This window comes from Actinophytocola xinjiangensis, assembly GCF_001921215.1.
Classification (GTDB): Bacteria; Actinomycetota; Actinomycetes; order Mycobacteriales; family Pseudonocardiaceae; genus Actinophytocola; species Actinophytocola xinjiangensis.
Map to the genome: position 1 here is coordinate 417,880 of NZ_MSIF01000001.1, position 14,328 is coordinate 432,207.

General features: G+C 71.2%; 9 protein-coding genes. 6 read left to right on the plus strand and 3 right to left on the minus strand.

Annotated elements, in window-relative coordinates; all coding sequences use genetic code 11:
• Positions 1 to 34: 34 nt before the first annotated feature.
• From BLA60_RS02030 to BLA60_RS02040, 3 genes are read right to left on the minus strand one after another with little or no spacing between them, the layout of a single operon-like run.
• Positions 35 to 829, minus strand: coding sequence for an ABC transporter permease (locus tag BLA60_RS02030; protein ID WP_075130928.1), 795 nt, complete (start codon positions 827 to 829; stop codon positions 35 to 37).
• A gap of 10 nt (positions 830 to 839) precedes the next feature.
• Positions 840 to 1,610, minus strand: coding sequence for an ABC transporter permease (locus BLA60_RS02035; RefSeq protein WP_075130929.1), 771 nt, complete (start codon positions 1,608 to 1,610; stop codon positions 840 to 842).
• A complete protein-coding gene (locus BLA60_RS02040; RefSeq protein ID WP_075130930.1) occupies positions 1,610 to 2,584 on the minus strand; it encodes an ABC transporter ATP-binding protein in 975 nt (324 codons plus the stop codon). Before BLA60_RS02040 ends, BLA60_RS02035 begins: the two co-directional genes overlap by 1 nt.
• Before the next feature lie 429 nt (positions 2,585 to 3,013).
• On the opposite strand from BLA60_RS02040, the gene BLA60_RS02045 reads away from it, so the two are divergent.
• From BLA60_RS02045 to BLA60_RS02070, 6 genes are all read left to right on the plus strand, one after another.
• On the plus strand, positions 3,014 to 4,210 hold the full coding sequence (locus BLA60_RS02045) for a M16 family metallopeptidase (RefSeq protein WP_245811821.1): 1,197 nt from the start codon (positions 3,014 to 3,016) through the stop codon (positions 4,208 to 4,210).
• The gene (locus tag BLA60_RS02050) at positions 4,207 to 5,022 is read left to right on the plus strand and encodes a GNAT family N-acetyltransferase (protein WP_154814055.1); all 816 of its coding nucleotides are present in this window, start codon (positions 4,207 to 4,209) and stop codon (positions 5,020 to 5,022) included. Before BLA60_RS02045 ends, BLA60_RS02050 begins: the two co-directional genes overlap by 4 nt.
• Positions 5,019 to 6,146 (plus strand): hypothetical protein, encoded by a 1,128-nt coding sequence (locus BLA60_RS02055; protein WP_075130933.1) that lies wholly within the window; start codon positions 5,019 to 5,021, stop codon positions 6,144 to 6,146. Before BLA60_RS02050 ends, BLA60_RS02055 begins: the two co-directional genes overlap by 4 nt.
• A 101-nt stretch (positions 6,147 to 6,247) precedes the next feature.
• Complete coding sequence (locus tag BLA60_RS02060) at positions 6,248 to 9,586, plus strand: SIS domain-containing protein (protein ID WP_154814056.1); 3,339 nt, start codon at positions 6,248 to 6,250, stop codon at positions 9,584 to 9,586.
• A gap of 268 nt (positions 9,587 to 9,854) precedes the next feature.
• Positions 9,855 to 11,681, plus strand: coding sequence for a B12-binding domain-containing radical SAM protein (locus tag BLA60_RS02065; protein ID WP_154814057.1), 1,827 nt, complete (start codon positions 9,855 to 9,857; stop codon positions 11,679 to 11,681).
• A complete protein-coding gene (locus tag BLA60_RS02070) occupies positions 11,666 to 14,326 on the plus strand; it encodes a B12-binding domain-containing radical SAM protein (RefSeq protein WP_075130936.1) in 2,661 nt (886 codons plus the stop codon). Before BLA60_RS02065 ends, BLA60_RS02070 begins: the two co-directional genes overlap by 16 nt.
• Positions 14,327 to 14,328: the final 2 nt, after the last annotated feature.

The window sequence follows — 14,328 nt, forward strand, 5'->3', positions numbered from 1 at the left end:
CAGCCACCACAACCGGTGTCAAGACCGGCCGTGGTCACGGGAATTCCAGTGTTCCCCGGCGCCGGCCCAGTCCGACGAGGGCGGCCAGCAGCGACGCGCCGATACCGAGCCAGCCGACACCGACCAGTACCAGCAGGCCGGCATTCGACAGAATGGTGAACGTGATTTCTTCTCGGCTCAGCCGGTGAAGTGCGTCCAGGCCGTAGGTCGCGGGCAGCAGGTGCGCCACGAATCGCACGCCGGCCGGCCAGAAGTCCACCGGAACCACCGCGCCGGAGATCGCCGTCGTGATCGCCGTGACGACCGCGCCGACCAGATTTCTCAGCTCGATGAAACCGAGTACCAGCATCGAGACGGCGAACCCGAACAGATACGTGGCCAGACAGGTGAGCACCAGGACCGCCCAGGCGAGCAACGCCGTCCCCACCGTCCAGCCCACCCCGAACACCGGACCGAGCGCGAACAGCGCGATCGACGAGGTCGCCAGCGCGCTGGGGATCCACTGCACGCTGCGGCCGAGGAACACCGGCACCATGCTGACCGGGGCGACCACCAGCAGCGGCAGCGTGCCGGCCTGACGTTCCCAGGCCGTCGACGCGCACACCAGCAGGACCTCGGTCACCATGACCGTCACCGCCCCGCCGACCAGCAGGAACCGTTGCTGGGCCGGTGACTCCAGCAGCGTGCCGATCAGCGCGTAGAACGCCACCTGCGCGAGCACCCGCACCAGCCAGCCGAACACCCAGCTCGCTGGCGTGTAGATGACCACGAGGTCGGCGAACGCGTTGGCCGCACTGGCCCGCCCGACCCGCCACCACGTGCTCACCACGTGTTCATCCTCAGCCTCCGAGGGCGATCGATCCGGTGCGCCGTGCCCGGCGCAGCACGACCGACAGCAGCCACCAGCTCAGCGCCGCCCCGGCAGCGCCGAGACCCAGCACCATCCCCACCCGCAGCACCGGGGAGTCCGGGGCGGCCGGGCGGAGGCTGTCGCGCAGCAGGTCCGCGCTCCACGACAGGAACACCACGGTGCTCACCGGGCGCAGGAACGCCGGCAGCAGCGCGACCGGCACCAGCACCCCGCCCAGGACGTAGAACGGGAAACTCAGCGAGTTCTGGAAGATCCGCGCCGACCGGGACAGCACGAACAGCGAGGTCATCACTCCGGCGTGGCCGCTCATCGCCAGCACGGTCGCCAGCAGCGTCACCGCGAACAGGCCCGGGTGCGCGACACGCAGCGGTACCCCGAACACCACCGTCGCCACCAGCCAGGACTCCACCAGCCCGAGCAGGCTCACCACGGTGACCACCAGCACCCGGCCGGTGAACAGCGGCCAGAGCCGGGCCGGGGTGGCCACCAGCACCTCGAAGGTCCCGGTGGCCCGCTCGGCGTCGATCATGTCGCCGGCGATCAGCAGGGACATGCCCCACAACGCGATCAGCGCCGGCGCGAGCACCGCGTTCACCGCCAGGTCGGGGCGGCCGTTGTGCTCGACGACCGCGAGGAACACCACCGTCAGCAGCGGGGTGGTGGCCAGGGCGATCAGGTCGCCGGGGGAGCGGCGCAGCAGCCGCAGCTGGTAGGCCGCGCCGGTGAGCAGCAGGCGCATCAGTCGACCCTCATGCCCCGCTGCCCACCCATCAGGTGCAGGTAGATCTCCTCCAGGCTCGGCTCGCTGTTGCGGATCCTGGTCACCTCCGCGTCGACCAGGGCGCGCAGGACGGCGGTCGCGGCGGGCCGGTCGGTCGCGTGGAAGCGGACGTACCCGTCGGGCAGGTCCTCGACCCGCTCGACCCCGGCGATGGTGCTCACCCGCGCCCGCGTCGGCTCCGTCACACCGAGCGCGTCGATGCGTTCGTACCGGGACACCAGCGCGGACAGCGTGGCCGGGTCGGCGTCCAGGATCGTGCCGTTGTCGATGAACGAGACCCGGTCACAGACCTGTTCGGCCTCGGCCATGTTGTGCGTGGTGAGCAGGATCGTCCTGCCCTCCGCGCGCAGCTGGCCGACCAGCGCGCGGAACTCGGTGGCGGCCACCGGGTCGAGGCCGTCGGTCGGCTCGTCGAGCAGCAGCAGCTCCGGGTCGGCGATCAGGCCCCTGGCGAGGTGCACGCGCTGCTTCATGCCCCGGGAGAAGGTCTCGACGCGGTCGTGCTGGCGGGTGGTGAGGCCGAACCGTTCGGTCAGCTCGTCGATCCTGGACCTCAGCGCGGTGCCGTGCAGGCCGTACAGCGCGCCCCAGTGCCGCAGGTTCTGCCGGGCGGTGAGCCGGCCGTAGAGCCCCCGGTCGCCGCCGAGGACGATGCCGATCCGCCGGCGGACCGCGCGCGGGTCGGTGACCACGTCCGACCCGCACACGGTGACCGTGCCGGCCGTGGGCAGCAGAATGGTCGCGAGAATTTTGCACAATGTGGTCTTGCCGGCACCGTTCGGGCCGAGCAGGCCGTGGACCTCGCCGTATTCAACAATGAGATTGACGTGATCAAGGGCGATGGTCCCGGTGATCGGGCGACGAGCGAGGAATATTCGGTGGGAAAACGTCCGGGTGAGACCTTCGATCTCGATGCAGGGCGATTCCGTCATTCCCTGTCCCTCCACGGCGGATCGCCTGACCGTCACATGAGGGGTAGGGATTGTCAAGTGTCGCAGGGGCTTGCGGGGTTCGGTGGGCCACTGCTAGCCTGGCGCTCGGGGGGACTGGATAGCTGACCAGTCGTGCTGGCGCTGTTTTCGCGCACCACCCTACCCAATTCCGTTCCCGGTTGCGGGTATTTCGCGGTTGATCCGTTCTCCGGTTTCCCTCGGCCAGTTCCCACTCACTGTCGCCGAAAGGAGAGGAAATGACGCGCAAGCACGTGGCGACCCTGCGGCCGAAGTTGGTCGTGAAGGCCAAGGGCAGGGGAAAGAAATAAGTAGGTGAAACCGGCGCGCGGCCGGGGTACTGACGAGCCGCGCGCCCATTTCGTCGCGCCCGTTCCTCGTCGCGCACGATGGGAGACGCCGTTGTTCGCGGTGCGCCGGCCCAGCGGTGACCTGTCGGTGGTGACCGACAGCGACCTCGGCCTGTCCAGCTTCACCGTCGCCGTGCTGGTCCCGGTCTCCTCGCGCGACGAGCCCGGCGACCGGATCGGCCTGTCCCACCTGCTCGAACACCTCGTCATGTCGGTGCCCGGCGCGGCCGGCGAGCGCCCGTTCTGCGACTGGGTCAGCGAGGTCGGCGGCCAGGCGAACGCCATGACCACCAAGGAGTCCGTGCTCTACTGGGCGCGCACCCCACCGGCCACCGGGTTGGCCTGCGTCGCCCGGCTCGCCAGGGCGGTGGCCGCCCCGGAGATCACCGACGAGCTGTGCGCGGCCGAACGCCGGGTCGTGCTCCAGGAACTCCTCAGCGCCGCCGCCGACCCGGAGGACGTGGCCACCGAACGCTTCTACGCCACCCTGTTCGCCGGGCACCCGCTCGCCCGCCCGGTCGGCGGCACCGCCGCCTCGTTCCCCGAACCGTCGGCCGCCGAGGTCCTCGCCTGGCACCACGCCAACCTCGACGCCGTGTCGCCGGTCGTGTCCCTGGTCGGCCCGCGCGCGCTGCTCGACGACGCCGTCGACGTGCTCGCCGCCTCCGGTCTCGCCCGCACGGTCACCGGCGTCCGCCGCCCCCGCGACCCGGCCCCGCCGCCCCGGCCGCGTCCGGATCGGATCGACCTCACCCAGGACTACGTGCACTTGGCCGCCGGCGGTCTCGGGGTGTCCCGCGCGGATCCGCTGTGGGGCGCCTACGAGGTGCTGACGGCGATGGTCGGCGGCATCCCCGGCTCGCTGCTCTACGACCGGCTGCGCAACGACCTCGGCGCGGTGTACCAACTCGTCTCGGTGCACTCGACGTTGTCGGACACCGGCGCCTGGCGGGTCTCGGTCGGCACCACGCCCGAGGAGTCGGTCGCCGTGCGGTCGGTGATCCGGCGAACGTTGGCCGACGTCGCCGCGCGCCGGGTCCCGCCGGCCGCCTTCACCTCGGCCGTCGACCAGTGCCTTGGCGCGAACCTGCTCGACAACGAGGACCCGGTCGAGCGGGCCTACCTCAACGCGCGCGAGGGCCTCGACGGTGAGTCGCCGGTGGAACGCGACGAGAAAGCGTTGCGGCGCACCGAATCCGGCCAGGTCGCCGAGGCGGCGGCCCGGGTGCTCGCCAGCTACACGGTGGTCGGCTCGTGAGATCCCGGGTGGACGCGCTGGTCGCGCTGGGCGTCCCGGCCGACCAGGCGGAGGTGTTCGTCGACGAGGACATGGTCCTCGACCTGGCCGGCCACACGCTGCTGGTGTCGGTGCACGACGAGGACATGACCGGCCGGGCGCGCGGATTCGTCGCCCTGGGCGCGGAATCACTGCTCGGTGACCCGGCCGCGTTGACCGCGCTGCGCGCCGAACTCACCGCCAGGGCCGGCGGGCCCACCACCGTCGTGGTCCGTCTCGGACCCGGCCACGAACCGCCAGAGCCCCTGGGCGCCCGGCTGATCAGCCGCTACCTGACCGCCGGCCAGGACGTGCGGCTCACCGACCCGGCGGGGGAGTGGACGGTGCGCCGCTACCGGGCGGCCGACCGTGACGCGGTGGCCGAACTGCTGCTGGCCGCTCTCCGCGAGGGCTACCGGATTCTCGGTGACGGCCCGGTCGAGGGCCTGCCGGAGGCCTACGTGGCGTCGCTGCTGGACCGGGAGGGCGACGAGGTCACCGTGTTCACCGCCCACCACGGCGAGGTGTTCACCGGCCACGCGACGCTGATGTACGAGGAGGACGACCTCACCGGCACCCCGCAACTGGAGCTGTTCGACCTGTTCGTGCTGGGCGAGTGGCGGGGCACCGAGGCCGGCCGGCTGCTGACCACCTCGGCGATCCGGCACGCCCGCGAGGCGGGCCTGCCGCTGCGCGGGCACGTCGCCGGGGACGACGACAACGCCGTCACCGTCGCCGCCAGGCTGTGTGCCGCCGGCTGGCTGGCGGCCGAGAGCTACTGGGAACTGCCGTGACCGTGACCGCCGAGCACGTCAGCGCCCTGGCCGAGTCGTGGCTGCCGGCCGAACCCGACTCGGCCTTCGAGATCCTGACGGCCCTGCGCGGGCGCGCGCCGTCGTTCGTGCCGACCTGGCTCAGTGCCCTGGCCACCCGGGGCCCGCTGCCCGAGGACCTGGCCGGCGAGCTGCGTCGTGTCCGGGAGCGCACCGCGTGGCTGCGCACCGTGCGCGACGCCGTCCTCGCCCACGTTCCCGGTTCCTACGCGGTGAAGGGGCATGCCGTGGCCGACCGGTACCCGGCGCCGCTGGTGCGGTCGATGGCCGACCTCGACGTCGTCGTGCCCGACCTGCCGGGTGCCTGGTCGCTGGCCGAGTACCTCGCCGCCGAACACGGCGCCTCGATCCACGCCGTGGTCACCTATCCGACCGCCGGGTGCGCGGTGATGACCCTGGTCGCCTTTCCCGAGGCGACCTTCGACCCGCCGCTGGCCGTCGACGTGTACACCTTCGGATTCCCCGGGGACGCCGGCAATGTTCCGTCCCGGAAAGCATACGGCCGCGTCCCGGACGCCGGTCCGGCCGAACATCTGACAATGATCGCCGCCGAGGGACTGGAAGGCGATTTCGGCCCCAAGGACATCCTCGACGCCGCCGTTCTGGTCACCGGCGAGGACGGCGAGGACGAATTCGCCCTGGCCCGCCGCTACGCCCACGAACTGCGCCTGGTTCCCGAACTCGCGGCGCTGCTCGACCTGGCCGCCGGGCACGGCCTGCCGGTCCCCGAGTTCGCCAGCGTCCCCGCCGCCGAGGCCCGTGCCGCGCGGGCCGCGCGCACCGCCCGGCGGCTGGCCGAGGGCCTTCGCCACCCGGCCGTGGTGACGTTGCAGACCCTCCAGCGTGGCGAGGCCTACCCCACCCGCCTGCGCACCGCCCGCCGGCTGGCGTGGCGGCTGGTCGACGGGGTGTTGCCGCCGCGTTCGCCGGTCAGGACACACCTGCTGCGCTTCGGCGTGCCGGTGCGGGTCACCGGCCGCTACCCCGGTGACCTGCTCACCTCGCCACACGGCGAGTTCCTGCTGGTCAACTCGGCGCGGATCACCCGCAGGGTGCTGCATCCGGCCCTGGAACCGCTGCTGTAGTCGATCATGTGACGGCGGGCTCGCCAGGTGCCGCACCTGGGCCGTATGAGAGTCTGAACCTCCACGAGCGACCGACCGCGACAGATCCTCAGGAGGCTTGGATGTGTGGGATCGTTGTGGCTCTGCCCGTCTACTCGGACCAGGGTGAGCTGCTGGCCGAGACCCTCGCCGGGGCGCTGCCGACGCTGCCGGAGACCGTGTTCGACGCGGGCCCGGACGAGCTGGGCGAGCAGCTCGCAGCGCTGACCGAGCGCCTCGTCGCGGCCCTGGACCTCTACGGCACCTCGGCCGCCGCGCAGACGCTGTCGGGCGCGCCCGAGCGGGTGAACGCCGAGGTCACGCGGCTGGCCGAGTCCGTCGCGCGGCTGGAGGCCCAGCTCGACGCGCGCACCGCCGACTGGGGCGCCGACGCCGTCGAGCAGGTGCAGGGCCAGGTCCGGCAGGTCCGCGACCAGGTGTGGGCGCTGCGCCACGACCGGATGGACGCCGCCGTGCGCGCCCGGGACCTGGCCGCCGGGGGCTGGACCGCCCACTCGGTGACCTCCTACACCGCCCTGAGCGCGGTGCTCGACGGCATCGACCGGCTGGAGGTGCGCGGCCGCGACTCCGCCGGTGTCACCGTCTGGGTCGAGCTGGACGCCACGGACCGGGCCACGGCCGCCGTCGGGGCGCTCGACCGGCAGGACCCGCAGTTCCGCGACCGCTCGGTGGTGCCCACCACGCACGGCGCCTGCTTCGCCTACAAGCACGCCGCCATCATCGGCCGCCTCGGCGACAACACCCGCCACCTGCGCGAGTCCATCAGCGCCGACACCGACCTGCACCGCGTACTGGCCCTGCCCTCGGCCACGGTCACCGTGCTCGCGCACACCCGCTGGGCCAGCGTCGGGCGCACCAGCGAGGCCAACGCGCACCCCGTCGACAGCCGCGACGTCACCGGCGAGCAGGCCGGCCGGTACTCCATCGCCGTGGCCAACGGCGACGTCGACAACTACGTGGCGTTGCAGAGCGGCTGCGGGTACGTGCCCGACGAGGCCGGCATCACCACCGACGCCAAGCTCATCCCGCTGCTGCTGTCCCGCGAGCTGGCCGCCGGGCGCTCGTCGCACGAGGCGATGGTCGCCGCGCTGTCGCTGTGCGAGGGCTCGATAGCGATCGGCGCGCAGTGCGACGGCGAGCCGGGCGAGGTGCTGCTGGCCGCCAAGGGCAGCGGCCAGTCGCTCTACGTCGGCTTCGCGCCCACCGGGTACTTCGTGGCCAGCGAGGCCTACGGCCTGGTCGGCGTGACCTCGTGGTTCACCAAGGTCGACGGCGGGCTCTGGCCGGAGGCCGGCGCGCCGGGCACGGTCGTGCGGCTGACCCGTGCCGGACTGGGCGACCAGGCGGCGCTGGAGCGCTGGGACGGCGACGGCACCCCGCGTCCGCTCGCCGGCCAGGAGGTGCGGCTGGCCGAGGTGACCACCCACGACCTCGCCCTCGGTGACTTCGAGCACTACCTGCAGAAGGAGATCTTCGAGGCGGCCTCGTCGTTCCGCAAGACGCTGCGTGGCCGGATCACCACCGACGACGCCGGGCGCCCGGCGGTGCGCCTGCCGGACTCGTCGGTGCCCGAGGAGCTGCGCGGTCGGCTGCTCGCCGGCAAGATTCACCAGATCGTGGTGCTCGGTCAGGGCACGGCGGCGGTCGCCTGCCAGGGCATCGCGCACACCATGCAGTCGATGATCGGCGACGACCTGCCGGTCAGGGCCTACCCGGCGACCGAGTTCTCCGCGTGGTGGCTGCGTGAGGACATGTCCGACTCGTGCGTGGTGGCGGTCAGCCAGTCCGGCTCGACCACCGACACCAACCGGGCCGTCGACCTCGTCCGGGAGCGCGGCGCGCTGGTCGTGTCGATCATCAACCGGCGCGACAGCGACCTGGCGGAGAAGAGCGACGGCATCCTCTACACCTCCGACGGCCGCGACGTGGAGCTGTCGGTCGCGTCGACCAAGGCGTTCTACGCCCAGGTCGCGGCCGGCGCGCTGCTGGGCGCGGAGCTGGCCAAGGAACTGGGCCGGCTGACCCCGGCGCGCGAGGAGTCGCTGCTGCGCGGCCTGCAGCGGATCCCCGGTCAGCTGGAGGCGCTGCAGAAGGTCAACGAGCAGGTGGCCAAGACCGCCGACGAGGTCGCCGCCGCCTACCCGTACTGGGCGGTCGTCGGGTCGGGGCCCAACCGGGTGGCCGCCGCCGAGATCCGGATCAAGCTCTCCGAGCTGTGCTACAAGACGATCTCCGCCGACGCCGTCGAGGACAAGAAGCACATCGACCTGTCGGCCGAGGCGCTGGTCGTGGTGTGTGTCGCCGGGGCGCCGCCCGCGCAGGTCAGTGACCTGATCAAGGAGGTGGAGATCCTCAACGCGCACCGCAACCGGGCGGTGGTGGTGTGTGACGAGGGCACCGAGTACCTCTGGCCGACCGACGCGCTGGTCCCGGTGCCCCGGGCGCACCCGGAGCTGGCGTGGATCATGGCCACCGCCGCCGGGCACCTGTTCGCCTACCACGCCGCCCGGGCCATCGACGCGACCGCCGACGACGTGCGGCTGGCGCTGGCCGGTCTGGAGGCGGCCGTCGACCGGGGCGCCACCGCCGCGCAGCGGCTGCCGATCGAGGTCGTCCGGCTGGTGCAGCAGGTGCTCGCCGCCGCCGCCAGGGGCGAGGTGCGGGGCGTGCTCAGCAGCCAGACCGCCGTGGCGCTGGCGGGTCTGGCCTACCAGGCCGACCCGGTGCAGCCGGCGCAGGCGCGGGCGGTGCTGACGGCCGCGCTCGACGAGCTGGCCCGGCCGATCGACACGGTCAAGCACCAGGCCAAGACGGTCACCGTCGGCACCTCGCGCGGCGACTCCGACCTCTACGACAACGACATCATCCGCGCGCTGAGCGACGCCGGCACCGATCCGGCCGACCTGACCTTCCCGGTGCTGGACGTCATCCGGGCGCACGCGCGGGTCGTCGACCGGCCGACGGGCGTGACCCGCTACCGGCTCGGCCAGGAGGCCGGCACCGACATGGTGACCGTGGTGACCAAGACCGGTGTCGCCGAGGGTCTGACGAGCCGGGCCGACGCGGGCGCCGCGCTGACCGGGTCCAAGCGCCGGGTGGCCGAGATCCGGGTGCCGCAGCTGGTGCGTGGGCGCGCCGACGACCGGATCGTGCTGATCGTGCCGGAGCACCTGGCCGGTGACGTGGCCGCGCTGTCGGTGGTGCACGTCGCGCTGCGCGAGTCCTGCCCGCTGCCGGACCTGCGGGCGGCCATGGACTCCGTGGGCGACCGGATGGCGGAGATCATCGCGGCGGTGTCGGAGACCCGGCCGGGCTTCCAGCCCGAGCAGCTCCAGGTCCTGCCGACCGCCGCGGTCCTGCTCGACGATCTGGAGTCGCTCACCAGGGCACTTCCCGCCTGAGTAAAAGAAAACAAGGAATCGTACCCGAGGCGCATTGCGTGATCAATGCGCCGATCGGGGTCGGCTCGTCCTGGACAACCGCTGGACACCTGGGTTATCTTCGTCGTTGGGTCTTATTCAAAACACTCCGGTTTCGCGACCGGACGCCGACCTGTTTTGAATAATGCTCATTTCCGCGAATTGCGGACGACGTGGGGGTCGGCGACGCAACATCGGGCTGGAATAACGCAGACAATTCAGCCGCCCTGCCAGTGAGGAGCTGTTGCGCGTGTCTGTCGCTGCTGCCGAAACCTCCACCGACCAACTGGTGACCGTCCTGGTCGTGCCGCCGCTCATCCACGCCGGCGTGGCCTTCACCTCCGTGGCGGGCCCGGAGCACATCGGGGTCGCCTACCTGGCCGCGTCGTTGCGGCGTGAGGGAATCCGCACGGTGATCCTCAACTTCGACCTCGACACCTACCTGAAGGTGATGAAACACGAGGGATTCGTTGAGGTACAACCGGATCCGGTCGACATGGCGGATCGGATCCTGGCCGAGGACCCGGCCTTCGTCGGGATCACCGTCACCGGTCCGACGCTCACCACGTCACTGGAACTGTCCGCCGAACTGAAACGCCGCCGGCCGGAACTGCATGTCTGTTTCGGTGGGCACCAGGCCACTTCTGCCGCGCTTCCGCTCATGCTGGAGGAAACCACGATCGACTCGATCGGCCTGGGCGACTGCGACTTCACGCTGCCCTCGTTCGTGCGCGGCGTGATCGCCGGCGAGGATCTGGCCGGATTCGAGGGCTTCTACTACCGCAATGACGACGGATCCCTCGGCGGTGGCTGGAAAACCGGTGCGCGCAAGGGAGATCTGATCCGGATCGAACCGAACCCCGCGCACAAACCGGCCGACTCGGACAAGTACGCGTTGTGGGACCTGCCGCACCCGGCCCGCGACGACCTCATGACCATCCGCCAGCACACCGGCGCCAACGAGGCGAGGCTGAGCACCAGCCGGGGCTGTATGGACTTCTGCACGTTCTGCGCCACGTCGGACCGCGCCGGGTTCCGCCGGCACACGCTGCGCCCGCCGCAGGACGTCGTCGACGAGATCACCCTGTTGAACGAGCGGTTCGGCATCGACCACTTCTGGTTGGTGGACGACAACTTCGTCAGCCGGTCGGAGGCCTCGCAGGTGCGCGCCGCCGAGATCTGCGAGGCGATCCTCGCGAGCCCGCTGCGCACCACGATGCGTGCCTACTTCCGCGCCGACGCCTTCGACGGCCGGTCGGACCTGCTGGGGCTGATGTTCCGCGCCGGGGTGACGATGGGGCTGATCGGCGTCGAGTCGGCGACCCCCCGGCGGCTCAAGTACTTCGGCAAGCACTGCACCTCCGACCAGGTCCGCTCGACGATCAGGGCGATCCGCGAGATCGGGATGGGCCTGCAGATCGGCTACATCTTCTTCGACCCGATGACGTCCTTCCCCGACATGCGGGAGGACACCAACTTCCTGATGGAGATCGACGAGGCGTACAACCTGTTCAACTTCGTGCAGAGCATGGACGTCTACCCGGCCACCCCCTACCGGCGGATGATCCAGAACAAGGGCCTCGGCCACTTCGACCACCCGTACCGGGGCGGTTTCCGGCTCTACGAGTACGACGACCCGCGCATCCAGCCGCTGGCCGAGGCGATCGACGAGGAGTACTCGCCGCCGCTGATGGCCATCGACCGGTCGCTGATGCGGCTGCGCGCGTTCAACCTTCCCCGGCTGCGCTGGCTGGCCGAGGGCGGCGTGCTCAACTCCACCGAGGAGGACCTGTGGAGCCGGTCCAACCGGCTGGCCGAGGAACTGTTCGGGGTGCTCGCCAAACGGCACACCGAGTGGATGCACAACGCCATCGACAACGCGGAGAACGACTTCGACCGCGCGGCCTTCAACCACACGGTGACCGCGTTGCAGGTCGCCCGGCGCGGTGAGCTGCGCCAGCTGGAGCGGATCGCGAAGGAGGTCGACGCCGTCGCGACCAGGGTGCACGCCCACCTCAACGGCCACAAGCCCACGGCCAACATGGAACGAGAGGACGCATCGTGGCCAATCGGGTGATGCTGCCACTGGTCGACCACCACGATCCCGACGTCGACACCCCGGAGAACTACGTCGGGGTGCGGCACGTGCGCCGAGGCGGCCACCCCCGGTTCACCCTCGTCCTGCCGCGCACCGAGTCGATGCGTTCCAGCGCGGTGTCCATGGCCGGCGCCGAACACCTGGGTCTCGGCTCGATCGCCGCGTGCCTGCGTGAGCGCGGCCACCCGGTGACCCAGCTGAACTTCCAGCTGAGCACGTTCTTCAACGCCTGGGACGGCCTGGCCGACCCGCGCTCGTCCTACGAGGCGCCGGCGATCGCGGCGGAGATCCTGGCCACCGAACCGGACGTGGTCGGCATCTGCGTCACCTCGATGACCCTGCTGGAGAGCATCAAGGTCTGCGAGATCATCCGGGCCGAGCGGCCGGACTGCGTGCTCGGTTTCGGTGGCCCGCACGCGATCCTGTGCGCCAAGGAGCTGATGGCGACCTTCGACGTGCTGGACTTCATCGGCATGAACGACGGCGAGCGGGCCATGTCGCTGCTGGGGGACGCGCTGCGCCGGGGCGTGTTCCCCTGTGCCATCCCCGAACTGGTGACCCGCGCGCCCGACGAGCGCGACCGGCTGGTGTACGAGAACTACCGCAAGATGCCCAAGGGTGTGCTCGACCTGCCGGTGCCGGCCCGCGACGACCTGCTGTGGATGCTGCTGCGCGCGCCGATCACCGAGAGCCGGATCACCACCAGTCGGGGCTGCAACTACGACTGCACGTTCTGCATCGACGCCATGCGCTACGACCGCATGTGGTACGCCAGATCGGCCGAGCAGACCGCCGAGGAGATGGAGATGCTCCACCGGCGGCTGGGCATCGACCACTTCTGGATGTCCGACGACAACTTCGTCACCGGTGCCCCGTCCTCGCGCCGGCGCGCCCGGGAGATCGCCGACGAGCTGGCGGCGCGGAACCTGGACGTCACCTACCGGGTGCGGTTCCGCTCGGACACCTTCAACCCCGACCCCGACCTGTTGGCGCGCCTGGCCGAGAGCGGGCTGGTGTCGGCGTTCGTCGGGCTGGAGGCGGGCAGCGCCGAGCAGCTCGACCGGTTCAAGAAGCGCACCACGGTCGAGCAGCACAAGACGTGCGTGCGGGAGATGCGGGAGCTGGGCGTCGCGTTGCAGTGCGGGTTCATCATGTTCGAGCCCTACGCGAACTTCGACGACCTGGAGGCGTCGGCGACGTTCCTGCACGAGATCGACGAGATGTACCTGGAGAGCAACTTCACCCACAGCCTCGACGTGTTCCCCGGCACCGAGATCGCCGTGGACATGGACCGCGACGGCCTGCTGCACCCCGGGTTCAACGCCACCTCGCCCTACGACGCCTACGACTTCGCCGACCCGAACCTGGGGTGGCTGGCCAGGGCGATCGAGACCTCGCACGGCGGCGACACCATCACCCGCGACAAGTGGCTCTACCGGTACCGGACGAACCTGCTGCCCCGCGCCTACCGCAAGCTGGGCCACCACCGGTCGCTGGACGAGTGGAAACGGCGCGAGCTGGAGATCATCCGCCGGCTCAACGACGCCAACATGACGTTCTTCATGTCGGCCATCGGCGAGGCCCGCCGGGGCGAGTGCGGCCAGCGCTACCGCGACTTCCAGGACACGGCCTGGGTCGTGCAGCGGGAGGGCTCGACGGCGCTGCGCGAGCTGTACGGCGAGATCAGCACGGCGCTGCGGGACCGGCGACCGCCGCGCCGCCGGCCGCCGGTGGTGCCGGTGCGGCCGGCCGACCTGCCACCGGAGGTGGCCGCGCACCTGGCCGAGGCGGAGGCCGCGCTCGCCGGGTACGGCCCGTTCACCCGTACCGAGCTGACCGGCGGCAACCTCAACCACTCGATCATGCTCACCGGCCCGGAACGCACCTTCGCCTTCCGCAACCGCTCGGACCGCTCCCGCGCGGACATCGAGGACTACCTGGCCGAGCTGTACACCGCCGCCGGCATGGCCGGTCTCGGCGGCTCGTTCCGGCTGCGCACCATGCCGGAGGAGATCGCGGCCATCGCCAGGGCCCGCGCGGCCGGCGTGCGCACCCCGGAGGTGCTGGCGCACGGCGAACGGTGGCTGGTCCGCGCGCACATCCCCGGCGAACCGCTGGGCGACGCGCTCACCTCGGGCACCGCCGGTCCGGCGACCGTGCTGCGCCTGTTGTTCCAGCTGATGCAGGCCCACGAGGGCGGGGTGGTGCTCGGCGACCGTTGGGGCTACAACGAGATCGTCGACGAGCAGGGACACCTGCACTTCATCGACTTCGACGTCGAGTGGGTGCCGGCGCGTCCTGGCCAGGACGCGGGGCTGCGGGACATGGAGATGGCCGTCGCCCTGTTCGGCGCGGTGCTCTTCGCCGGCGCGCAGCGGGAGAACCTGGTGACCGCGCTGCGCGAGTACGGGATCCCGCTGCTGGCCGAGTGGGGCTACCGGACCACGCGCGTGGCCGACGTGCTGGGCGGCTACTGCGAGTTCTACGGCGAGCCGGGCAAACGCCAGTCGGCGCTCTCGCTCGACCACGACACCTACGCCGCCGCGCTGGCGTTCATCCGGGAGCTGATCGGCCTGCTGCGCAGCGACACGCCGCTCACCACGGCCACGGGGTGCGTCCGATGACC

What these genes read in the sequence shown, in the direction of transcription:
- BLA60_RS02035 (WP_075130929.1), bottom strand. Translation starts at nt 1,610, where the DNA reads ATGCGCCTGCTGCTCACCGGCGCGGCCTACCAGCTGCGGCTGCTGCGC.
- BLA60_RS02060 (WP_154814056.1), top strand. Translation starts at nt 6,248, where the DNA reads ATGTGTGGGATCGTTGTGGCTCTGCCCGTCTACTCGGACCAGGGTGAG.
- BLA60_RS02040 (WP_075130930.1), bottom strand. Translation starts at nt 2,584, where the DNA reads ATGACGGAATCGCCCTGCATCGAGATCGAAGGTCTCACCCGGACGTTT.